The organism is Lentzea sp. JNUCC 0626 (assembly GCF_043632865.1).
Classification (GTDB): Bacteria; Actinomycetota; Actinomycetes; order Mycobacteriales; family Pseudonocardiaceae; genus Lentzea.
Genome location: NZ_CP171635.1, coordinates 6,924,826 through 6,946,408, shown reverse-complemented (window position 1 = coordinate 6,946,408; position 21,583 = coordinate 6,924,826). Strand labels below are relative to the sequence as shown.

The window sequence follows — 21,583 nt, the reverse complement described above, 5'->3', positions numbered from 1 at the left end:
ACGCAAGCCGACCCCCAAGCCCGCCAGAACGTGAAAGCAAGTCAACTTGCAAGTTTTGGCCCGCCACAACCTGGGAATTGAACAGCCATGTCCAGATTACGTACCACCAGTGGCCGCGGCACGGCTTCCCGCGTGATCAGCGGCATCGGCGCGCTCTTCGCCCTCATCGAGGTGCTCTACATCTTGATGATCATCCTTGGTGCGAACCAGGGAAACGCCTTCTTCAAGTTCGTCCAGTCCCTCGCCGAGCCCCTGGCCCTGTTCTTCCCAGGTCTGTTCGGCACCGGCAACTACAACCTAGACGTCTTCCTGAACTACGGCCTCGCAGCCGTGTTCTGGCTGATCGTGACTGGTCTCCTCGCACGTGCGGTGTCGCGCTACTGAGCTCGCGAGTCGAACTCTCGAGCGAACTACCGGGTAGTAGATTCCGGCGGTATGCGGACTCGTGCGGTCGGGACAGCCGCCGGAATCATCAGCTGGGTCGGCCTCGCGCTGGCGGTGCTGCTCGTCGTCCACGTCGTGCTCACCGTCGGCGGAGCCAACCCGGCGAACCCCATCACCACCACGGTCAAAGAGCTGGCCGAGCCCGCAGCCCTCGCCTTCAAGAACCTGTTCAGCCCGCAGGACGCCAAGCTGGCTGTGATCGTCAACTTCGGCCTCGCCGCGCTCTTCTGGCTCGGCGTTCGAGCGATCGTCCTTAAGCTTGTTAGGCGCCTCAACTAGGTTCCCAGACATGGCGCGTGACGACTTTTGCAACAGCTGTGGTGCCCCGTACGCCGACACGGCCGCGTACCCGCGCGCGTGCGGTCAGTGCAAGCACATGGTGTGGGCGAACCCATCGCCCGTCGTAGTCCTGTTGGTGCCGGTCAAGGACGGGCATCGCACGGGGCTGCTCACGGTCCGCAGGGCCATTCCGCCGGTCGGTGAGCTGGCGTTCGTCAGCGGGTTCATGGACCGCGGCGAGTCGTGGCAGCAGAGTGCGGTCAGGGAACTCGAAGAAGAAGCGGGCGTGCGGATCCCACCCGAGGACCTGCGGCCGTTGCACTTCGTGTCGACGCCGGACGGGGGGACGGTGTTGATGTTCGCCACCGCGCCCGCCATCAACGCCGAGGACATGCCGCCGTTCGTGCCCAACGACGAGGCGTCCGAGCGGACGATCATCTTCGACTGCGTGCCGTTGGCGTTCCCGCTGCACAACGAGGTTGCGACGAAGTACTTCTCAACCGAACTGTGACTGGCCCCAGGTACCGGTGAAGACGGTCTCCGACAACGGCAGGCGCGTGCGTTCCCGCTGCTCGCGGGCCTGAAGGTCCTCTGGCAGGTCGGACAGCGCGCCCTGACGTCCCACCGCCATGGCCACCAGCGGACGGGCGTCCGCCGGCAACTCGAAGGCCGAGGAGACGGCGGCTTTGTCGAAGCCGCCCATCATGTGTGCGATCAGCCCGAGGTCGACGGCCTGCAACGCGATGTTCTCCATCGCGAGCCCGAGGCCGAACTCGACGTTGGGGATGTCGCCGCGGTCGTCCGCGGTCATCACGCACCCGATCAGCAGCACCGATGCCCGGAACGCCCACGTCTTGTTGCCGCGCGTCAACGTCTCGAAGATCGCGTCGAACGTCGGCGACCCCCGATGCCCGACGATGAACCGCGCCGGCTGGGTGTTGCCGTGCGAAGGCGCCCACCGGGCCGCCTCCAGCAGGACCCGCAGGTCGGCGTCGGACACAACAGCAGAGGCGTCGAACGCACGGGGGCTGCGCCGCGAAGAAATGAGTGAGTTCATCAGATCGCATACTGCCAAACGGCGAGCGAGTAAGCCCCGAACCAGGCGCTGAACAGCGTCGCCATTCCCAGCACCGTCAACACGGTCGACGGCCGACGACGCGCCAGCACCAGTGCCAACGGCAACAACAACGTGAAGGCCGGCAACAGCAAACGCGCCTTCGAGTTCATCAGGCCGTTCGAGCCGATGTCCATCACGAGCACACCGATGCCGTAGACGATCAACGGCCACTCGAGCCGCCGCTGGAACGCGTAGAACACCAGCACGATCGCGAACGCCAGCAGCCACACGGTTCCGGTCTCCAGCACGGACCGCGGGTTGCCGAGGTGGTCCCAGGCGAACTCCCACGTGGCCGCGCCGCCGTCGAACTTCGACCCCCACCCGCGCTGCTGCACGCCGAACCAGCCCATGACGTCCCCGGTCTGCACGCCGACCCAGCCGAGGTAGCCCAGCAGTCCCAGCGGGGCGGCCGCGCCGCCCACCCAGGCCCGCCAGTCGCGCTTGTCGGCGAGCACCGCGACCAACGCCGCGAGCCCCACGGCGACGATCAACGCGGCCGCGGTCGGCCGGACCAGACCGGCTGCCGCACAACACACTCCGGCGAGGATCCAGCGCTTCTTGACCACGCCCACCAGCGCCCACACCGCGAACGCGCAGAACGTCGCCTCGGAGTAGGTCATCGACAGCACCACGGCCATCGGCGACGCCGCAAACAACGTCACCAGGATCAACCCGCACCGGGAAGACCCGTCGCGCACGACCCGGCCGAGCACGAACAGGCCGTAGGCGCAGAACACCCCGCTGATCAGGCTGACCGCGAAGGCCGCGCCGACCACGTCCACGCCCGGCAGTCCGTCGACCCACCGGATCAGGGCGGGATAGCCGGGGAAGAACGCCAGCGGGGTCTCGGCGGTGCGGCGTCCGAACGCGTCGTACGGCGGCGCGGGCACCCCGCGGTAGCCGCCGGCCGCGATGCCGAGGAACCAGTCGCCGTCCCACGACTTGAGGTTGCCGACCGACGTGTCGACCTTGCCGGTCAGCTTGTTCTGGTACTCGACGACGAGTTGCAGGACGAACAGGCCGACCTGGCGAACGAACAGGTAGATCAGCGCGGGCGCCGTCCACCGGACCGCCGGGTGTCTGAGCGCCTCGGCCATCCGCGAGCGCGCACTGCTCTCATGCACGGCTGCTGGGGCCTCCACGACATCGACACCTGACGACACCCGGACAGAGTAGTCACGCGCATCACGGCTCCAGAGTCTCACCAGGTGGTCCGGGTAGGCTGCCTTCGACGTGGGGTTTTAGTCGCGCGAAGGAGGTCAGGTCGGTGGCGCTCGTCGTCCAGAAGTACGGCGGTTCATCGGTGGGAAGCGCCGAGCGGATCAAACGCGTGGCCGAGCGCATCGTCGCGACCAAAAAGGCGGGGAACGACGTCGTTGTCGTCGTGTCCGCCATGGGTGACACGACTGATGAGCTGCTCGATCTCGCCCGCCAGGTCTCGCCGGTGCCGCCCGCCCGTGAACTCGACATGCTCCTCACCTCCGGTGAGCGGATCTCGATGTCGCTGCTCGCGATGGCGATCAACTCGCTCGGAGCCGAGGCGCGCTCGTACACGGGTTCGCAGGCCGGTGTCATCACGACGGCGGTGCACGGCAAAGCGCGGATCATCGACGTGACACCGAGCCGGATCCAGGACGCGATGGCCGAGGGGGCCATCGTGATCGTCGCCGGCTTCCAGGGCGTCTCCCAGGACTCCAAGGAGATCACCACGCTCGGTCGTGGCGGCAGCGACACCACCGCGGTGGCGCTCGCGGCGGCGACGAAGGCCGACGTGTGCGAGATCTACACCGACGTGGACGGCGTCTACACCGCCGACCCGCGCATCGTGCCGAACGCGAAGAAGCTCGACACGATCACCTACGAGGAAATGCTCGAGATGGCCGCCTGTGGCGCCAAGGTGCTGATGCTCCGCTGCGTGGAGTACGCCCGGCGCTACAACGTCCCCGTGCACGTCCGTTCGTCGTTCAGCAACAAGACCGGAACCATCGTGTCCGGTTCAGTGGAGGACCTTCCCGTGGAACAGGCGATGATCACCGGCGTCGCGCACGACCGGTCCGAGGCCAAAATCACCGTGACGGCAGTTCCCGACCACCCCGGCATCGCGGCCAAGATCTTCCGCGTCGTCGCGCAGGCGGAACTCGACATCGACATGGTCGTGCAGAACGTGTCCCAGGCGGCGTCCGGCCGCACGGACATCACGTTCACGCTGTCCAAGGACGACGGCCCGCGCGCGGTGGCCGCACTGGAGAAGGCCCGCGGTGAGATCGGGTTCGACCAGGTCCTCTACGACGAGCACGTCGGCAAGGTGTCGCTGATCGGCGCGGGCATGCGTTCGCACCCCGGCGTCACGGCGACGTTCTGCGAGGCGCTGGCCACGGCCGGCGTCAACATCGACATCATCTCCACCTCGGAGATCCGCATCTCGGTCATCTGCCGCGACACCCAGCTCGACGACGCCGTCCGTGCCCTGCACGACGCGTTCGACCTGGGCACCGACGAAGAGGCCGTCGTTTACGCAGGGACTGGACGATGACTGGGCCTGTACTCGCGCTGGTGGGCGCGACCGGTGCCGTCGGCACCGTGATGATCGACATCATGAACACCCGCTCCGACTTCCCGTGGGGCGAGGTGCGGCTGATCGCGTCGGCGCGGTCGGCGGGCAAGAAGATCAACGTGCGGGGCCAGGACCTCACGGTCATCGCGCTCTCGCCCGAGGCGTTCGACGGCGTGGACATCGCCATGTTCGACGTGCCGGACGAGATCAGCGCCGAGTGGGCCCCGATCGCCGCCGAGCGCGGCGCGATCGCGATCGACAACTCCGGCGCGTTCCGGATGGACGCCGACGTGCCGCTGGTCGTGCCCGAGGTCAACTCCGACCAGATCGACAACCGGCCGCGCGGCATCATCGCGAACCCGAACTGCACGACGCTGTCGATGATGGCGTCGCTCGGTGCCCTGCACCGCGAGTTCGAGCTCAAGGAACTGGTCGTCGCCTCCTACCAGGCGGCGTCCGGCGCCGGTCAGTCCGGCATCGACCGCCTGTACGCCGAGATCGCCGCCCTCGCGGGCAAGGAGGCGGGCGTCGTCGCGGGTGACGTGGCCGAGGCGCTCGCCGCCGCCGGTCTCACCTCCGAGGACTCGCCGTTCCCCGCCCCGCTGGCGCTGAACGTGGTGCCGTGGGCTGGTTCTTTGAAGGACGACGGCTGGTCGTCGGAGGAGCTGAAGGTCCGCAACGAGGCCCGCAAGATCCTCGGCATCCCGGACCTGAAGGTCTCCGCGACGTGCGTGCGCGTCCCGGTCGTCACCACGCACTCGCTGTCGGTCCACGCGACGTTCGCGCGCGAGGTCACCGTCGAGGCCGCTCACAAGATCTTCGAGGAGCAGCCGACCATCGTGCTGATCGACGACCCGGCCTCGGGCAAGTTCCCGACGCCCGCGGACGTCGTGGGCGGCGACCCGACCTACGTCGGCCGGGTCCGCCAGGCGCTGGACTTCCCGAACACGCTGGACTTCTTCGTGTGCGGTGACAACCTGCGCAAGGGTGCGGCGCTCAACACCTACGAGGTCGCGGAAGAGCTCGCGAAGCGCCTCTGAGCTCGAGTTGATCGGAAAGGCCCCTGCCGCACGCGGTGGGGGCCTTTACTCGTGGACATGAGCCTGAGCGTGGCGGTCTACCTCCTCGACGAGAACGGCAAGAGGCACTTCGTGGCTCCTCCGGAGTGCTTCGAGGAGCACGCGGGGTTCGAGAGCTGGCGGACCGGGGTGTGGGGCAACGAGGCCGTGCGGGCCCTGCGCACCCGGTTCTTCCCGGTGCTGGCCGACGGAGACCTGTTCGTGAACCCGGACGAGGTGCAGTCGTTCGTCCTGGAGACGAAGACCATCCGGTCGTTCCTGGCCGACATCGCTCCGCAGGGCGACGAGCACCACGACCGCCAGTGGTACCTCGACACGATCTCCTGGCGGCTGACCAACATCCAGCTCCTCGCCGCCTACGCGCTCGGCATCGGCGGAGGCGTTGTCATCTGGTGATGGCTGCCGCCCGGTAGGGTCTGGCGGCGATGGGGGACATTGAGTGGATCAGGCCGCCCCGCCTCTCGCAGGTCGTGGCCGCCTATCAGGGTTTCGCTTTCGGCGCGGGTGTCCGAACAGGACTCGTCGACCAGTTGGTCGCGTGTTCGGCGGAGGACCCGGCAGCGGCGTTGGCGCAGTGGGCCACCGAGCCCGGCGTGCAACCCGACCTCGTGTCCCGGCAGGGCGCCCGTGACATCGGCAGGAACACCTACCGCGGCAAGATCACCTCGCAGGGGCCCGGCGCGTTGATCTGGGCGCTGCCCGCCGCCGTCGCCCGCCTGGACGAGGATCAGATCCGCGAGCTCGTCGCCCTCACCCACGGCCCCGGCTCACCGGCCGCCGACGCCGTGATCACGCTGGCCGCGCACCTCTTCACGACTCAGGAACTCGACCCGCCGGACGCCGACCCGGCCACGGCCGCAGGCGCGTTGGCGCAGGCCGTGCGCGGTGAAGGACGAGGGGTCGCCCGGGCCGTCGCGGGTGCGTTGGAAGGCGGTCCCGAGCACGACGTCCGGGAGATCGCCGAAGAGCTGTACCGGAGGTCGTGGTGAGCCCGCTGACGCCGATGGAACAGCTCCTGTTCGACTACGAGGGCGACGTGAGCGGCTTCGGCCACCACGCGGCGCACGGCGAGGTGCTGCTGCCCGGCGAGGTGCTGCTGAGCGAGTCGGACATCCTGCGCGTCTACACCGACGAGTCGCGGCTGCCCGCGGGCGTCGAGCAGTGGATCCGCCTGCCGTTGCACACGATCCTGAGCAGGCTGATCGCGTCGAAGCCGCGCATCCACGTCAACCAGGGCCAGCCGTTCGAGGCCGAGTTCGACTTCGTGGAACTGGCCGACGCCGCCGCGCAGCACATGCGGATGTGCGGGTGCGCCGAACGCCCCGCCGCCACCCGCGAGGCCAGCCGGTGGCTCGACGGCGACGGCCGCCGCTTCTTCCTGGTGCCGCACAACAACTCACGGCTGCGCGGCTGCCTCATCGGCGGTGCGATCGGCGACGCGCTCGGCGCGAACACCGAGAACCTGCCGATGGAGGTCGTCTACGAACGGCACGGCCCCGACGGCATCACCGACCTGCCCGAGAAGCCGGACATCACCGACGACACGCAGATGACGCTGTTCACGTTCGAGGCCGTCATCCGCGCGCACGTGCGGGAACGGATCACCGGCGAACGCGACCTCACCGGCATCACCCAGAACGCCTACCAGCGCTGGCTGCACACCCAGAAGACCTCGTGGGACAAGGCCCGCGGCGTCCACTCCACTGTGGACGAACCCGACGGCTGGCTGGTTTCGCACCAGGAGCTCTTCCGGATGCGCGCGCCTGGCCTCACCTGCACGAGCGCGTTGAAGGAGTACGCCCGCACCGGCGAGCACGCGACGATCACCAAGCCCGTCAACGACTCCAAGGGCTGCGGCGGCGCCATGCGGGTCGCCCCGGTCGCGTTGACCGACGAGGACCCGGTCGTCGTGTTCGCGCTCGCGGCGGCCAACGCGGCCCTGACCCACGGCCATCCGAGCGGCTACCTGTCGGCGGGCGTGTTCGCCGTGCTCATCCACCAGTTGTTGCGCGGCAAGGCGTTGCCCGCCGCCCTGGACGTCGCCATCGACTCGCTGGTCCGCCGCGAGGGCCACGAGGAGGTCGTCGCCGGCATCGAGCACGCCCTGGAACTCGCCGCGTCCGGCGACCCGAGCGTCGCGAAGGTCGAGGAGCTCGGCAGGGGAGGCGTCGGCGACACGGCGCTCGCCATCGCGTTGTACTCGGTGCTGGCCACCGACAACCCCAACGACGCGTTGCTCGTCTCGGTCAACCACGGCGGCGACAACGACTCCACGGCGTCGATGGCGGGCAACCTCGCCGGTGCGCTGTACGGGGTCGAGGAACTGCGGCCCGAGTGGGTCGAGCGCGTGCAGTTCCGGTCCCTCATCGACCAGATGGTCGCGGACTGGGACCTGGAGACTTCGCAAGCCGCGCCCGTGGGACAGGAGTGGTTCGTCCGGTATCCACCGACCTAGGGTGAGGTGCATGGCGGAGAGCGACGATCAGTACGACGCGTTGGGCGCGATCTACGAACGCGCCAAGCACATCCCCACCGGCCTGGCCGAACGCGCCACGCTGCTGTCCGCGGTCGGTGACCTGCGCGGCAGGTCGGTGCTGGACGTCGCGTGCGGCACCGGGTTCTACGCGCGGCTCTTCCACGACCTCGGCGCCGCGCAGGTGCTGGGCGTCGACTCGGCCGGCGAGATGATCGGCTACGCCCGCCACGTCGAGGACCGCGAACCACGCGGCATCACCTACGCGCAGCACGACGCGACGGAACTGCCGGTGCTCGGCGAGTTCGACGTCGTCACGGCCGTGTGGCTGCTCGGCTACGCGGACGACGTGTCCGCGCTCGACGCCATGATCGCGAACCTGACCGCGAACCTCGCCCCCGGCGGCCGGCTCGTGGTGGTGGTGCCGAACCCGGACGCCGACTGGGACCTGCTCGCGCAGTACGGCCGCTACGGCTACGAGGTCGTGCGCACCGGCGCGATGAACGTGAAGCAGCCGGTCAGGGTGCACGTGCTGGGCGACCCGCCGTTCGACTTCGACTCCTTCTACTGGGAGCGCGGCGTGTTCGACGGCGCGCTGAACAGGGCCGGTCTCGACGTCGTGCGGCATCCCGCCGTGACACCGGACGACGACCGCGGCGAGGAGTTCTGGGGACCGCTGCGCACGTCCCCGAGCTTCGGCGTCTTCACGGCCGTGCGGGGTGCCGCGTGATCGTTCTCGCGGTGGACCTCGGCACGACGGCGACCAAGGTCGTCGCGGTCGACGCGCAGGCACGGGTGGTGGCCTCGACCGAACGCGCGTATCCCATGCGCACCAGCGGTCTCGAGGCCACGCACGATCCGCAGCAGGTGCTCGACGCCGCGTTCGACGCGCTGCGCGAACTGGCCTCCGAGGACGTGCGGGCGATCGCGCTGACCGGCGCGATGCACTCGATCATGGGCCTGGACGCGGACCTGAAACCCGTCACGGACGCCCTGAGCTGGGCCGACAACCGCGCGGTCGAGCAGACCGAACGGCTGCGCGGCACCGCCGAGGGACGCGCGCTGCACCAGCAGACCGGCGCGCCGATCCACTCGTTCACGCCGCTGATGAAGCTCGCCTGGTTCCACGAGAACGGCGTCCGAGCCGCGAAGTGGTGCGAGATCAAGGACTTCGTGCACCTGCACCTGACCGGCGCGTTGCTCAACGAGCACTCGTCGGGGTCCGGCACGGGCCTGATGAACATCCACACCCTGCAGTGGCACGAGCCGTCGCTGGAGTTCGCGGGCGTCACCGCGGACCAGCTCCCACCGCTCGTCGAACCCACGCACTCGACGCCGTTGACCGCCTCGATCCCCGGTCTGCGGCCAGGGATTCCGGTGATCGTCGGCGGCGGCGACGGACCGCTGGGCAACCTCGGCGTCGGCGCGGCCACCCCCGGCGCGGGCGCGGTGTCGCTCGGCACGTCCGGGGCGTTGCGCGTCGCCCAGTTGGGGCCCGGAGTCGACGAGGAGGGGCGCACGTTCAGCTACGCCATCGGCGAGGGGCTGTGGGTGCGCGGGGGAGCGATCAGCAACGGCGGCGTGGTCGCTCAGTGGGCCGCCGAGACGTTCGACGTCCCGGTCGGCGAGTTGCTCAAGCAGGCGGAGGGTGCCGACTCCGACGGGCTGGTGGCGTTGCCGTACCTGCTGGGCGAACGGGCGCCGTGGTGGGACCCGACCGCGCACGCCGCGTTGCTCGGTCTTCGGCGCGAACACACCCCTCCGCAGATCACCAAGGCGTTGGTCGAGGGTGTGTGTCAGCAGCTGGCGCTCGTGCTCGACGCGGTGCCGCAGGTGGACTCGCTCAGGATCACCGGCGGTGCGTTCCGCGCGCCGATCTGGGCGCAGACGCTCGCGAACACGCTCGGCATGCCGTTGCACCTCACCGAGGACAGCGGCGGGTCGGCCGTGGGCGCGGCGCTGCTGGCGTGGCGGGCGCTGGACGAGATCGAGTCGCTGACCGTTGATCTCGTCGAGCCGACGCAGACCATCACACCGGACGAGGGGCTCGTCGAGAGGTACGCGCACGCACGGCCGTTCGTCGCGAAGGCCTACCGGGCACTGGAAGAGCTGTACGGCGAATCACATCGTTAGCAAAGAAAACCTTTTGCCATCCGTATGAGGATGGCGGTGTGGACCTCGCCCCCTTCAAACACGTCTTGATGCTGCCCAGAGTCCGGCCGCTCGCGCTGTTGATGTTCTTCGCGAGGATGCCTCCGGCGGCCATCGGCGTGGTCCTGACGTTGCACGTCGCGGTCACGCTCGACCGGGGGTACGGCGCGGCGGGGCTGGTCGGGGCGATGGGCACGATCGGCATGGGCATCGGCGCGCCGTTGATGGGCAAGCTCGTCGACGCGCGGGGGCTGCGGTCGATGCTGGGGCTGAGCGTCACGGCGTCGGCGGCGTTCTGGCTGTTCGCGCCGCTGATGGGCTACTGGACGCTGCTCGTGGCGTCGTTCCTGGTCGGGCTGGTGGGCGTGCCGATGATGTCCATCGGGCGTCAGGTGATCACGGCGCTGGTGCCGGAGAGCCAGCGGCGGGTCGCGTTGTCCGTGGACTCGATCTCAGTCGAGCTGTCGTTCATGGGCGGTCCGGCGCTCGGCGTGCTCGTCGCGACGAAGTTCTCCACCAACACGGCGCTGATGTTCATCGGCGTCTCGATCCTGGTCGCCGGGGCGCTGCTGTACTGGGCGAACCCGCCGATGGTGCACGAGGACGACGTCGTCGACGGGCCGCCGCTCCGGTTGTTCGAGTGGCTGCGCGGACGGCTCGTCGGTGTGCTGGTCGTGTGTGTGGGCGCGACTGTGTGCCTGGGTGGCATGGAGGTCTCGGCGATCGCGTCGCTGGAGCACATCGGCAAGCAGAGCTGGCTGGGCGCGGTGTTCTTCGCGATGTGCGCGGCGTCGATCGTGGGCGGCCTGGTCTACGGCGGTGTGAAGCGGGTGCCGAGCGTGCTCGTGCTGTTGGTGCTCATGGCGGCGTTGGAGATCCCGGTCGGACTGGGTGATGGCAACGTGCTGCTGCTGTGCCTGCTCCTCGTACCGATGAACCTCATGTGCGCGCCGTTGATCGCCGCGTCCGGTGAACACATCAGCAGGCTGGCGCCGTCCACGGCCCGTGGGCTGGCACTCGGGTTGCAGGGGTCGGCGTTCACCGTCGGCAGCGCGATCGGGCAGCCGATCGCCGGCGTCGCGATCGACCACGGGGGAGCGGCGGCCGGGTTCGCGATCGTCGGCGTGGTCGGACTGGTCGTCGCGGGCGTGGCGTGGCTGTTGGCTCGTAAACCCGTTGCCAGCCGGGTGACGATGTCCTCGTGAACCTCGCCCCGTTCAAGTCGGTCCTGGCGCTGCCGGGGGTTCGGCCCCTGATGCTGCTGATGCTGTTCGCCAGGATCCCTCCGACGGCGGCGGGCGTGACGGTGACGCTGCACGTCGTGACCACCCTCGACAAGGGTTACGCGGCGGCTGGCACGGTCGGGTTCGCGACCATGATCGGCCTCGGGCTCGGGTCGCCGTTGATGGGCAAGCTCGTCGACACCCGCGGCCTGCGGTTCGTGTTGATGCTGAGCCTGCTCGAAGGCGCGTTCTGGGTGACGGCGCCGCTGATGGACTACTACGTGCTGCTGGTGCTGGCGTTCGCCAACGGCCTCGTGGCCGTGCCGGTGATGTCGATCGGGCGGCAGGCGCTGACCGCGATCGTGCCGGAACCCCAGCGCAGGCCCGCGTTCTCGCTGGACTCGATCTCGGTCGAGCTGTCGTTCATGGTCGGGCCCGCGGCGGGCGTGCTGATCGCGACGAAGTTCACGACCGGCACGGCGCTGGTCGTGATCGGGCTGGCGATCCTGACGGCGAGCGCCGTGCTGTTCCTGGTGAATCCCGTGCTGCTGCACGAGGACGACGTCGTGGAGGGGCCGCCGCCTCCGTTGCGGACGTGGCTGCGCGGGCCGATGATCGCCGCGTTGATCATCCCGTTCGGCGCCACGATGGTGTTGTCCGGCATGGAGATCTCGGCGATCGCGTCGCTGGAGCGGTCAGGTCAGCAGGGCTGGCTCGGCGTGATCTTCGTGGTGATGTGCGCGGCGTCGGCGCTCGGCGGGCTCGTCTACGGCAGCCTCAAGGTGGTGCCGACAGGAGTGTTCCTGTTGGCCTGCATGGCGTTGCTGGAGATGCCGGTCGGGCTCGGCGACGGCAACGTGCTGCTGCTGGCGCTCGCGTTGATCCCGATGAACCTGGCGTGCGCGCCGACGATCACCGCGTCGTCCGAACTGATCGCCAAGAGCGCGCCCCCGACAGCTCGCGGACTGGCTCTCGGGTTGCAGGGCTCCGCGTTCACGTTCGGCGTCGCCGCAGGTCAGCCGCTCGCGGGGGTCGCCGTGGACCACAGCGGACCCCCGCTCGGGTTCCTGGTGGCAGGCCTGGCCGGACTCGTGATCGCTGCCGTCGGCTGGGTGCTGTCCCGCCAGCGTCAGGCGGTCTCCTCGACGTCCTGAGCGGAGTTGGCCAGCGCGAACCCGGTTCGCAGCGCGCCGACCGCCTCCGACACGGCCTCGCGGAAGATCCCGCCGACGCCCAGCACGTTCGCGAAGCCGTGGAAGAGGCCCTCGTGCCGGCGCAGCACGACCGGCACACCCTCGGCGGCCAGCCGTTCCGCGAAGGCCTCGCCCTCGTCGCGCAACGGGTCGTAGCCCGCGGTCGCGACGTAGGTCGGCGGCATCTTCGACAGGTCGTCGGCCAGCATGATCGACAACCGCGGGTCGTGCCGGTCCTTGCCGCCCTCGGTGTACTGGTCGAGGAACCAGTCCATCTTCTCGTCGGTGAGGAAGAAGCCGTCGCCGAAGATCTCCCGCGACCGGCGGCGCACCGACGCGTCCACGCCGGGGTAGAGCAGCAGCAGGAACGCCAGGTCGATCTCGGCCGCGTGAGCCGTGACGGCGGCCAGGTTGCCGCCCGCGCTGTCGCCGCCGAGCGCGATGCGTTTCGGGTCGATGCCCAGGTCCTCGGCCTTCGCGACGGCGTAGCGCAGCACCTCGGCGGCGTCGTCGGCCGCGGCGGGGAAGCGGGCCTCCGGGGCGAGCCGGTAGTCGGCCGCGAGCACCCGGACGTTCGCCTCCCGCGCGAGGAAGCGGCACAGGTTGTCGTGGCTGTCGAGGCTTCCGGTCACCCAGCCGCCACCGTGGTAGAAGATCAGCAACGGCGAGCCCTTCTCGAGCCCGTGCGGCGTGTAGAGCCGTCCGGCGAACTCGCCGATCGTGAGTTCGCGCGCCACCACCCCGTTGATCCGCGGTCCGGAGACGAGCTTCGAACTCAACTCCAGGTCTAGGCGGCTCTCGGATGCTGTCCTGGTGCGCCACCCCGTCCCGGACAGCTGCTGGAGCCTGAGCAGCAGCTGCGCCTCGGGGTGCAGGTCCTGACCGTCCAGACGGATCGGGGTGCCGGCGATGAGGCGGCGCACAGGGCCGGGGAGACCGAACGCGAAGCGCAGAGCACCGGCCAGCACGGCCGCCTGGAAGTTCGACATGTGGTGCAGGTTACTCGCGAGTAGCGCTGGATCTCCAGTTATCTGGAGGTGGAAGGATCGTTGTCATGACGGTGACGGTGGTGGGCATCGGGGGCTCGATCAGGAACGACTCGCAGTCCGAGAGGGCGTTGCGGGTCGCTCTGGAGGGCGCTCGGGAACTGGGTGCCCAGACGATCCAGTACAGCGGGCCTGACCTGGTTCTTCCCTTCTACGACCCGTCCGTGCCGGACCGCACGGACATCGCCCTGCGGATGGTCGAGGACCTGCGCCGCTGCGACGGCGTGATCGTCGTGTCGCCCGGCTACCACGGCACCGTGTCCGGCCTGGTCAAGAACGCCCTGGACTACATCGAGGACCTGCGCGACGACGACCGCCCGTACCTCGACGGCCGCGCCGTGGGCACCATCACCGCCGCGTACGGCTGGCAGGCCGCCGTGAACACCCTCTCCGCGGTTCGCTCGATCGTGCACGCACTGCGCGGCTGGCCCACGCCGTTGGGTTCCGCGATCAACTCCGCGCAGGTCAAGTTCGACGGCGACGGCGCCTGCTCGGACGTCGACGTGGACCGCAACCTGCGGCTCATCGGCCGTCAGGTCGCCGAGTTCGCCCTCCGCCGCCCCATCTCCGACGTGAACTGAGTCACTTCCGGGCATTTAAGTCGTGCACGATGCGTTCTCCCTCAGTGAAAGGCTTTATCACCGACTGCGAGGGAGAGCGGCATGGAAGCGCTGTACACGGCTGAGGCGACTGCTTACGGCGAAGGCCGCAACGGCGAGGTGCGTTCATCCGATGGTGTGATCGACGAGGTTCTCTCGATCCCGAAGGAGATGGGCGGCCCCGGCGGCGACCACACGAACCCTGAGCAGCTGTTCGCGGCCGGGTACTCGGCGTGCTTCAACTCCGCCATCGCAGCCGTCGCGCGCGCCGGGAAGATTCAGGTCGCTTCTTCTGAGGTAACCGCCAAGGTGGGTATCGGTTCCAACGGCGCCGGCGGCTTCCAGCTTGCCGTCGAGCTCGCGGTGAAGATCCCCGGACTCGACCAGGCGGTCGCGGAGAAGCTCGTCGAGCAGGCCCACCAGGTCTGCCCCTACTCGAACGCGACGCGCGGCAACATCGAGGTGGCGCTCACCGTCACCGTCTGAGGAGGCGCGTTTCACCATGGCCAAGAACCCGATCACCAGCCCGCTGCCCGACGCTGACCGCGACGCGGTCGGAGCCGTGCTGCAGGCGACTCTCGTGGACCTGGTCGACCTGTCCCTGATCGGGAAGCAGGCGCACTGGAACGTGATCGGCAAGAACTTCCGCAGCGTCCACCTCCAGCTGGACGAACTCGTGGTGCTCGCCCGCAACGCCGCCGACCAGGTGGCGGAGCGGGCGGCAGCCCTCGGCGTCACGCCGAACGGCAAGGCGAAGACCATCGCCGAGTCGTCCGGCGTGCCCGAGATCGAGTCCGGCTGGCTGAAGGAGGACCAGGTCGTCGCCGCCATCACGGCTTCACTGGCGTCACTGATCTCCCGCATGCGAGCCCGCATCGACGAGACCGACAAGCCCGACCTCGTCACCCAGGACCTGCTGATCGGCATCACGCAGGACCTCGAGCAGGCGCACTGGATGTGGCAGGCCCAGTCGGCCTAGGACATCAGCAGACGGATGGCCCGTTCCTCGACGGAACGGGCCTCGTCCACTTTCCGGGCCAGTTCGTCGTAGTCGCCACCCCGAGCGATCTCGCCCCACAGGGCCCCTGACGCGCGAAACTCCTGCCCGCCGGGCAGTCCCGCCTCGTCCAGGAAGTCGGCGTACAACGGCCTCGAGGCGTTGGCCGCGGTGTACTCGACCTCCAGGCAGTCGTGCAGCCGCTTGAACACGAAGTCAGGATCGCCGGCCCACCGCTGGGCCCACCCCTTCTTCCCCTTGTCCCGCAACTGCTCGGCGAGCTTCCGCATGCCGCTGAACCCGAAGTTGACGTCGAAGTTGTTGCCCAGCACCGCCCCCGTGAGGTGCTCGCACGTCATCGCGACCGCTCCGGCAACGTCCGGCTCACCCGTCCGCTCGCCGATGCTGATCATCTCGTGCTTACCGGCACCCCAACCCGCGAGGAAGTCCGCGAGCGGCCGAACGTGCGTCCCCCGGTCGAGCACGGTGACCTCGCCACCGTCGACCCCGAGCACGGCAACCGGGTGCTTCTCCTTGCCCAGCAAGCAGATCACCGGCCCGTCGGCGCCCCTCAGCCCGGCCTCGGCCTTGCGCGTAGACGTCGTGGACGTGACTTCGTGCGCGATCCCGGCGTGCTTGAGCGCGGTGGGGATGAACGGCGCGGGGTGATGCCGCGCCACGATCGTCATCGTGGGCGTGTGCCCCTTGTACTCGAACACGAAGTACATGAACCCGATCCCGCCGGCGAGCCCCGCGAGCATCGCCTCGGACCACTCGCCGTCGAGCACCTCCCGCAACAACCACGAGTCGTGCATCCGACCAACGGGCCGCGCATCCTTGAGAACGTGCCTCCGCGCCGTGCTGTACGACTCGCCGGTGCGCTCCATCCGGGCGCGAACCAGGCGCTTGAACGACTTCTGCTCGGTCATGACGTGCCTCTCGCGGACGCGCACGAGCCGTACCCCACGCCCTGCTCAGCTCGTCCGGGCTGTGTGTTCTCCGCACACGACTGACCGGCGCCGGGAGGACAGAGGTCCCCTTTGCCTCCGCGACGCCGGCCAGCGTGGGTGACCGATCAGGAGGTGAGGCGCTCGGCAGCGCCGTCACCAGGTTACTTCGCCAGGTGCCTCCGTGCGAAGTCCACTTCGGCCGCCGTCTGCCGCATGGTCTCCGCGACCACCAGCGACCCGTGCCCGGCGTCGTAGCGGTACATCTCGTACGTGTGGTCGCGGGCGGCGAGCGCGTCCAGGTAGTTGTCGATCTGCCGGATCGGGCAGCGCGGGTCGTTCTCGCCCGCGAGGATCAGCACCGGCGCGGTCACCTGGTCGACGTACGTGAGCGGCGAGCACTCCTCGTACAGCTCCGGCAGCTCCTCGGGCGAGCCGCCGAACAGCGCGCGGTCGAAGGCGCGCAGCGGTTCCATCTCGTCCTCGTACGCGGCGAAGTAGTCGGCAACGGGGACACCGGCGACGCCGACGGCCCAGCGTTCCGGCTGGGTGCCGATGCCGAGCAGGGTCAGGTAGCCGCCCCACGAGGCGCCGTTCAGCACCGAGCGCTGGGGGTCGGTGAGGCCCGACTCGATCGCCCAGTCCTGGACGGCCGCGATGTCCTCCAGCTCCGTGATGCCCGGCCTGCCCTCGATGGCGTCGCGCCACTTCGAGCCGTAGCCGCTGGAACCGCGGTAGTTGACGTGCACGGTCGCGAAGCCCGCGTCCAGCCAGACGGCGCGGTACGCGGAGAAGCGGTCCTCGTCGGAGGAGTGCGGGCCGCCGTGGATCAGGAAGACGGTCGGGAACGGGCCCTCGCTGGAAGGCTTCGAGACCAGGGCGTGCACGTCGCCGACGAACACGTCCTCCAACGGGAACGACGTCGCCGGGACGGCGCCGACGGGCTCGACCAGGACGCTCTCGGTGCCGTCGGTGGTGAGCGCGCGGATCACCGTCGACTTCTCGGCGGACGACCAGGAGTACTCGATCGTGCCGTCCGGACGGACGCCCGCGGAGCCGATCACGCCCGGTGCGGTGTCCAGAGTGGACAGTTCGCCGGTGGTGAGGTCGTAGCGGTGCACGGTGTTGCGGGCGTGGTGGGTGTGCACGATCAGCAACGCGGACGCGTCCGGGTACCAGTCGGCTGCCACCTCGCCCGGGAGGTCGACGACGATCTCGGTCTCGGTGCCGGCGGCGACGTCCCAGATCAGCAGCTCTTCGCGGCCGCGGCGTTCGTGCAGGACGAGCAGTCGCTGGTCGCCGCGGACCGGGCTGAACGAGATGGCGTCGAGGCCCTTGCCCTTGCCGTCCCACTTCTCGCCGACGGTCTCGCCCGTCTCGGCGTTCAAAGCGCGCAACGCCATGTGCCGGTTGTCGCCGTGCTCGGAGTGCGCGATCACGACGATCGACTCGTCCTTGGCGAGCGCCGTGACGCCGGCGTCGTTGACGTGCTGGTAGATGACCTCGCTCTGGCCGTTGCGGTGCAGCCAGACGGTGGTGCCGTCGTCGGTGGAGGCGGCCACGGCCGTGACGGTTCGACCGATCTCCAGACCCGCCGGGTAGCCGGGGGTCACGTCGGCGACCGCGGGTTCGGCCTTGCTGCCGTCGGCCTGGAACGGCTCGCGGACCCAGACGCCGAACTCGTCACCGTCGTGGTCGTCGAACCACCAGATCTCGGTGCCGTCGGGGTTGAGCGTGGCGTGCGACGTGCCGTTCGGGCGGTCGGTGACCTTGCGGTGCTCGTCCGTCGCGCGGTCCCAGGAGTAGATCTCCCACACGCCGCTCGCGTTGGAGACGTACAGGGTGCGGTCCGGTGCGTCGTCGGCCCAGCCGGGCAGGCTCATGCGGGGAGCCGTGAACCGCTCGCGCCACCGGGTCTCGGCGGCGGGATCTTCGAACAGCTGGTCCGGAATGGCGGGAGAAGGATGCGTGGTCACGCTCCAACACTAGAGTCAGCGGCCGCTTTGTCGAAGAGCCACCGCCCGAGCGCGCGCCGCTGATCGGTTGATCGAGCCAGGAAATCTAGGTGCGCGGACCCGTGCGCGTTAACGTTGAAGCATGTCCGAAACGACGACGGAACGCCTCGCCGAGGCGGCCACGTTGGAGGAAGTGCAGCGGGTCGTCCGCACGACGGCCAGATCCGCGCTGGTAGCGCACGGTGCGACGCTCGTGCTGCTCGACGGCGACCTCTGTTATTACGCCGACGAGGACTCGATGAGCCCGCTGTGGAAGGGGCAGCGCTTCCCCGCCGTCAACTGCATCAGCGGGTGGGCGATGATAAATCGCCAGACCGTGGCGATCAGGGACATTCGCTTCGATTCGAGGATTCCTCAGGAAGCGTATCGACCCACATTTGTGCGGAGCCTGCTGATGGCCCCGATCCTGCGCCCGGAACCGATCGGCGCCATCGGCTGCTACTGGGCCGTCCCGCACGCCGCGACCGAGGCCGAGATCGAGACGATCGAGTCACTGGCCGGTGCCGCCGGCGACGCCCTGGAACGCTTCCCGGAGGGCCTGCCCGCGCGGGGCTTCCTCAGCTGACGTGCCGGAAGTGCCTCAGCACCAACGGTTGCTGGAGGTACTCGGCCTCGTCGGGAAAGGTCACCGCGTCGGTGCGCCACCCAGGCCCTGCGTAGTTCTCGAGGGCCTGTTCGTCCCGCCACCGGCTCACGTACCGCACGACCAGCGGGTCGTCGAGGTCCACGAGCACCTCGTGCCCCACCAGCCCGTCGTAGGTCTCGGGAAACGTGAGGACCAGGTCCCGCACCCGAGCGACGAACTCCTGCTCCCGCCCCGGCTTCACCAGGGCTTCGGACACGCGAGTCAGCACACCCTCAGCCTACGACCGGCCGAGCTCTTCCTCGAAGATCCGGTCGACCGTCCGCGAGGCCCGCGACAGCGCCCGGACCGCGAAGAAGACCACCATGAAACCACCGGCCACCGCGAGGGTGACCCAAGCCGAAGTCAGCATGTAAACGATCCCCAGGGACTGCAACACCACAATTGCCTTGGCCGCGATGACGATCCACGACCTGTGAGAGGGATTGGCTGCGGAGGCGGAGTCCATCACAAACATCTCCCGATTTATTCAACGAGGCTTGAACCACTGCCTACGTCGTTTGGATCAAGTTGGCTGTTACGCAACGTAAGTGGAACCGTCAACCTTCACTCATAAGGGTTAACGCTACGTGGTCGTTCCGTATTATTTGGTCCGGAACGGTGGCGCACTGTCATAGAAGTACGGTGGCGTCTACGGCTGCCGGTGTCGAGCCGCATCACACGATCGGGTGGCTTATCGGGAACCCCGATGTCCTTTTTCCGTGACCAGAAAGGACCTTCGACTCTGTGTCCAGGCGTGAATTCTGATCGAACTGCCAGATGCAACTTGCGGACCGGGAAATTCGCGGTCAGGTGGACAGGCCGCAGGTGTTGTTCACCGGCGACCTGACGCGGGTAGGCCGGCCTACGGCGTCGGCGAGCAGGCGGCGCGGCCGACGAACACATCGCCCGTGATGCCCGACGGCGGAGCGAACTTGATCTGCAGCATGGTGAGGCCGACGCTGCCGTCGCCGGGCAGGTGTCGCAAGTTGAAGATCGCCTCGGCGAGCAGCGTGCCGTCGGTCTTGGTGATGGGCTTGACGTAGCGCTCGGGCATCGGCGAGGGCAGAGTTCCGAGGCCACTCGCGTCCTCGTAGCTCCACGACGCTTCGGTCAGTGTCTGCGTCGCGCTGCAGGTGACGGTGTAACTGCCGATCCTGATCCGCGGGCCCCTGGCGCTGACGAGGGCGGAGAGCTCGAAGTTCTTCCCCTCGGCCGTCGACTTGGTCGTGGTGATGCCCTTTTCGGCGTCGATCGTGGTGGTCTCGCACGTCGTCGTGCCGCTGCCGAACGCGATTCCGGTTCGCGCGGTCACCTCCGACGAGTTGGTGGTCGGTCCGTCGACCGAGCAGTCGGCGATCGAGGGGATGGAGATGGGCTCGGCGTTGCCCTTGGTGAACTCGGCGCTGCCCAGCGACGCCACGCCGGGCGGGTTGACCGCGTGGGCCGTCCCGGTGCCGACGAAGGTCCCGCCGGCCACCAGTAGTGCGCCGACGAGTCCGGCTCGCAGAATGGCGGTGGCGCGCATGTCTGTCCTCCTCGAATCTGAGGTCTGCCGGAATGACAGGTCTCAGTTGAGGAGTGTCGGGGTACTCACCGCGCCGCTGGCCATCACGCTGCGTCTGTCACTCGTCGGCGCACGGTAGCCAACTCGTTCGTGAGGCTTCGGCGAACGCAACACAACTGCCGGACTTTCCCAGGAAACGCAGAAAACAAATCAGCTCCTGTCCGCATTTCTGCGAACAGGAGCTGATTTGTTTTATTTAGTCGGGGTGACAGGATTTGAACCTGCGACCTCTTCGTCCCGAACGAAGCGCGCTACCAAGCTGCGCCACACCCCGGCTGGGAACATGTAGAACTCTACATCATGTCCGCTCCAGCTCCGAATCGGACCCCCTCATTTCGCCCCTGACCAGGCGTAACGGGCCTCGGAACGAGGGTCAGCAGCGACGCCTCCGGAGGGCAGCAGAAGCGCACCGGGGCGTAAGGCGAAGTGCCCATGCCGGCCGACACGTTCATCCACATGTGCGAGCCCCAACGGGAAACGCCACGCGCGCGGCCTCGGTCCAGTTCGCAGTTCGTCACAACGGCGCCGTAGAACGGGATCCGCAACTGGCCGCCGTGGGTGTGGCCGGCCATCACGAAGTCGTAGCCGTCGGCCGCGAACGGGTCGAGCACGCGCGGTTCGGGGGAGTGCGTGACGCCGAGGCGAAGAGCGGCCGTGGGGTCCGGGGCTCCCGCGATGTCGGCGTAGCGGTCGCGCTTCAGGTGCGGGTCGTCGAGGCCGGCGCAGAAGATCGGCTGGCCCGCGACCGTGATGGTCTTGCGGACGTGCGTGAGGTCTTCCCAGCCCCGTTCGATCATGCCGGCGCGCAGGTCGCGCCACGGGAGGGTCACGCCGTGGATGCGCTTCGTCTTGGCGGACGGCAGGAGGTAGCGGGCCGGGTTCTTGAGCCTCGGGGCGTAGTAGTCGTTGCTGCCGAAGACGAAGACGCCCGGCTTGTCGAGGAGAGGCCCCAACGCGCGCAGTGTGCCCGGTACGGCGTCCTTGTGGGCCAGGTTGTCGCCCGTGTTGACCACGAAGTCCGGGTTCAGGTCGGCCAGGGCGGCCACCCAGCGCTGCTTCGAGACCTGGTTCGGGGTCATGTGCAGGTCTGAGATGTGCAGCACCCGGATCGGCTTGGCTCCGGGGGACAGGACCGGCACGGTGGCTGTGCGCAGGGTCCAGTGCCTTCTCTCGATTCCCGCCGCGTAGGCGACGGTTGCGGCACCGAGAGCGGTCGTGGCGAGGAGGGCGCGGCCCAGCTTGTTCACGTGTCAAGGGTACGGAAGGGCGTTAACTCG

Annotated in this window: 25 protein-coding genes and 1 tRNA gene; 16 read left to right on the top strand and 10 right to left on the bottom strand. The window is 68.6% G+C overall.

Features of this window, described 5'->3' with window-relative positions:
- Nucleotides 1–87: 87 nt before the first annotated feature.
- The 3 genes from JNUCC0626_RS31785 to JNUCC0626_RS31775 are packed head-to-tail and all read left to right on the top strand — an operon-like array spanning nt 88 to nt 1,234.
- Nucleotides 88–384, top strand: a complete 297-nt coding sequence (locus JNUCC0626_RS31785; RefSeq protein ID WP_394614450.1) for a hypothetical protein — start codon at nt 88–90, stop codon at nt 382–384.
- Between the two features lie 51 nt (nt 385–435).
- The gene (locus JNUCC0626_RS31780) at nt 436–723 is read left to right on the top strand and encodes a hypothetical protein (protein ID WP_394614449.1); all 288 of its coding nucleotides are present in this window, start codon (nt 436–438) and stop codon (nt 721–723) included.
- A gap of 10 nt (nt 724–733) precedes the next feature.
- The gene (locus JNUCC0626_RS31775; protein WP_394614448.1) at nt 734–1,234 is read left to right on the top strand and encodes an NUDIX domain-containing protein; all 501 of its coding nucleotides are present in this window, start codon (nt 734–736) and stop codon (nt 1,232–1,234) included.
- On the opposite strand, the gene JNUCC0626_RS31770 is transcribed toward JNUCC0626_RS31775, so the two are convergent.
- Together JNUCC0626_RS31770 and JNUCC0626_RS31765 are read right to left on the bottom strand one after the other, a co-directional pair.
- Nucleotides 1,220–1,780: a nitroreductase family protein gene (locus tag JNUCC0626_RS31770; protein ID WP_394614447.1), complete on the bottom strand. Its 561-nt coding sequence runs from the start codon at nt 1,778–1,780 to the stop codon at nt 1,220–1,222. The genes JNUCC0626_RS31775 and JNUCC0626_RS31770 overlap by 15 nt on opposite strands.
- Nucleotides 1,780–3,003, bottom strand: coding sequence for a hypothetical protein (locus JNUCC0626_RS31765; protein ID WP_394614446.1), 1,224 nt, complete (start codon nt 3,001–3,003; stop codon nt 1,780–1,782). Before JNUCC0626_RS31765 ends, JNUCC0626_RS31770 begins: the two co-directional genes overlap by 1 nt.
- A gap of 104 nt (nt 3,004–3,107) precedes the next feature.
- On the opposite strand from JNUCC0626_RS31765, the gene JNUCC0626_RS31760 reads away from it, so the two are divergent.
- The 9 genes from JNUCC0626_RS31760 (at nt 3,108) to JNUCC0626_RS31720 (ending at nt 12,474) form a co-directional block, all read left to right on the top strand.
- Nucleotides 3,108–4,373, top strand: a complete 1,266-nt coding sequence (locus JNUCC0626_RS31760; RefSeq protein ID WP_394614445.1) for an aspartate kinase — start codon at nt 3,108–3,110, stop codon at nt 4,371–4,373.
- Complete coding sequence (locus JNUCC0626_RS31755; RefSeq protein ID WP_394614444.1) at nt 4,370–5,434, top strand: aspartate-semialdehyde dehydrogenase; 1,065 nt, start codon at nt 4,370–4,372, stop codon at nt 5,432–5,434. The genes JNUCC0626_RS31760 and JNUCC0626_RS31755 overlap by 4 nt, the downstream gene beginning before the upstream one ends.
- Nucleotides 5,435–5,491: 57 nt before the next feature.
- Nucleotides 5,492–5,869: a hypothetical protein gene (locus JNUCC0626_RS31750; RefSeq protein ID WP_394614443.1), complete on the top strand. Its 378-nt coding sequence runs from the start codon at nt 5,492–5,494 to the stop codon at nt 5,867–5,869.
- Nucleotides 5,870–5,898: 29 nt separating this feature from the next.
- Nucleotides 5,899–6,462 (top strand): hypothetical protein, encoded by a 564-nt coding sequence (locus tag JNUCC0626_RS31745; protein ID WP_394614442.1) that lies wholly within the window; start codon nt 5,899–5,901, stop codon nt 6,460–6,462.
- Nucleotides 6,459–7,928 carry an ADP-ribosylglycohydrolase family protein gene (locus tag JNUCC0626_RS31740; RefSeq protein ID WP_394614441.1) on the top strand — a complete coding sequence of 490 codons (1,470 nt, stop codon included), beginning with the start codon at nt 6,459–6,461 and terminating at the stop codon, nt 7,926–7,928. Before JNUCC0626_RS31745 ends, JNUCC0626_RS31740 begins: the two co-directional genes overlap by 4 nt.
- 10 nt (nt 7,929–7,938) lie before the next feature.
- On the top strand, nt 7,939–8,676 hold the full coding sequence (locus JNUCC0626_RS31735) for a class I SAM-dependent methyltransferase (protein WP_394614440.1): 738 nt from the start codon (nt 7,939–7,941) through the stop codon (nt 8,674–8,676).
- Entirely contained in the window at nt 8,673–10,079 is a 1,407-nt protein-coding gene (locus JNUCC0626_RS31730; RefSeq protein WP_394614439.1) for a gluconokinase, read from the top strand. The genes JNUCC0626_RS31735 and JNUCC0626_RS31730 overlap by 4 nt, the downstream gene beginning before the upstream one ends.
- 68 nt (nt 10,080–10,147) lie before the next feature.
- Complete coding sequence (locus tag JNUCC0626_RS31725; RefSeq protein WP_394614438.1) at nt 10,148–11,302, top strand: MFS transporter; 1,155 nt, start codon at nt 10,148–10,150, stop codon at nt 11,300–11,302.
- Entirely contained in the window at nt 11,299–12,474 is a 1,176-nt protein-coding gene (locus JNUCC0626_RS31720; RefSeq protein WP_394614437.1) for an MFS transporter, read from the top strand. Before JNUCC0626_RS31725 ends, JNUCC0626_RS31720 begins: the two co-directional genes overlap by 4 nt.
- On the opposite strand, the gene JNUCC0626_RS31715 is transcribed toward JNUCC0626_RS31720, so the two are convergent.
- Entirely contained in the window at nt 12,450–13,502 is a 1,053-nt protein-coding gene (locus JNUCC0626_RS31715; RefSeq protein ID WP_394614436.1) for an alpha/beta hydrolase, read from the bottom strand. The genes JNUCC0626_RS31720 and JNUCC0626_RS31715 overlap by 25 nt on opposite strands.
- 65 nt (nt 13,503–13,567) lie before the next feature.
- Here JNUCC0626_RS31715 and JNUCC0626_RS31710 point away from each other — a divergent pair, with 65 nt between their 5' ends.
- From JNUCC0626_RS31710 to JNUCC0626_RS31700, 3 genes are all read left to right on the top strand, one after another.
- On the top strand, nt 13,568–14,140 hold the full coding sequence (locus JNUCC0626_RS31710) for an NADPH-dependent FMN reductase (RefSeq protein ID WP_394614435.1): 573 nt from the start codon (nt 13,568–13,570) through the stop codon (nt 14,138–14,140).
- An 81-nt stretch (nt 14,141–14,221) separates the two neighbouring features.
- A complete protein-coding gene (locus JNUCC0626_RS31705; protein ID WP_394614434.1) occupies nt 14,222–14,644 on the top strand; it encodes an organic hydroperoxide resistance protein in 423 nt (140 codons plus the stop codon).
- A 16-nt stretch (nt 14,645–14,660) separates the two neighbouring features.
- Nucleotides 14,661–15,137: a Dps family protein gene (locus JNUCC0626_RS31700; protein WP_394614433.1), complete on the top strand. Its 477-nt coding sequence runs from the start codon at nt 14,661–14,663 to the stop codon at nt 15,135–15,137.
- On the opposite strand, the gene JNUCC0626_RS31695 is transcribed toward JNUCC0626_RS31700, so the two are convergent.
- Together JNUCC0626_RS31695 and JNUCC0626_RS31690 are read right to left on the bottom strand one after the other, a co-directional pair.
- Nucleotides 15,134–16,108, bottom strand: coding sequence for a hypothetical protein (locus tag JNUCC0626_RS31695; protein WP_394614432.1), 975 nt, complete (start codon nt 16,106–16,108; stop codon nt 15,134–15,136). The genes JNUCC0626_RS31700 and JNUCC0626_RS31695 overlap by 4 nt on opposite strands.
- Nucleotides 16,109–16,266: 158 nt before the next feature.
- A complete protein-coding gene (locus JNUCC0626_RS31690) occupies nt 16,267–18,078 on the bottom strand; it encodes a prolyl oligopeptidase family serine peptidase (protein WP_394614431.1) in 1,812 nt (603 codons plus the stop codon).
- A 121-nt stretch (nt 18,079–18,199) separates the two neighbouring features.
- On the opposite strand from JNUCC0626_RS31690, the gene JNUCC0626_RS31685 reads away from it, so the two are divergent.
- Complete coding sequence (locus JNUCC0626_RS31685) at nt 18,200–18,682, top strand: GAF domain-containing protein (protein ID WP_394614430.1); 483 nt, start codon at nt 18,200–18,202, stop codon at nt 18,680–18,682.
- On the opposite strand, the gene JNUCC0626_RS31680 is transcribed toward JNUCC0626_RS31685, so the two are convergent.
- The 5 genes from JNUCC0626_RS31680 to JNUCC0626_RS31660 form a co-directional block, all read right to left on the bottom strand.
- On the bottom strand, nt 18,675–18,971 hold the full coding sequence (locus JNUCC0626_RS31680) for an antibiotic biosynthesis monooxygenase family protein (protein ID WP_394614429.1): 297 nt from the start codon (nt 18,969–18,971) through the stop codon (nt 18,675–18,677). The genes JNUCC0626_RS31685 and JNUCC0626_RS31680 overlap by 8 nt on opposite strands.
- A 9-nt stretch (nt 18,972–18,980) precedes the next feature.
- Nucleotides 18,981–19,208, bottom strand: a complete 228-nt coding sequence (locus JNUCC0626_RS31675) for a hypothetical protein (RefSeq protein WP_394614428.1) — start codon at nt 19,206–19,208, stop codon at nt 18,981–18,983.
- A gap of 396 nt (nt 19,209–19,604) precedes the next feature.
- Nucleotides 19,605–20,267 (bottom strand): hypothetical protein, encoded by a 663-nt coding sequence (locus tag JNUCC0626_RS31670; RefSeq protein ID WP_394614427.1) that lies wholly within the window; start codon nt 20,265–20,267, stop codon nt 19,605–19,607.
- Nucleotides 20,268–20,506: 239 nt separating this feature from the next.
- Nucleotides 20,507–20,580, bottom strand: a tRNA-Pro gene (locus JNUCC0626_RS31665).
- 19 nt (nt 20,581–20,599) lie between these two features.
- Nucleotides 20,600–21,553, bottom strand: a complete 954-nt coding sequence (locus JNUCC0626_RS31660; protein ID WP_394614426.1) for a metallophosphoesterase — start codon at nt 21,551–21,553, stop codon at nt 20,600–20,602.
- Nucleotides 21,554–21,583: the final 30 nt, after the last annotated feature.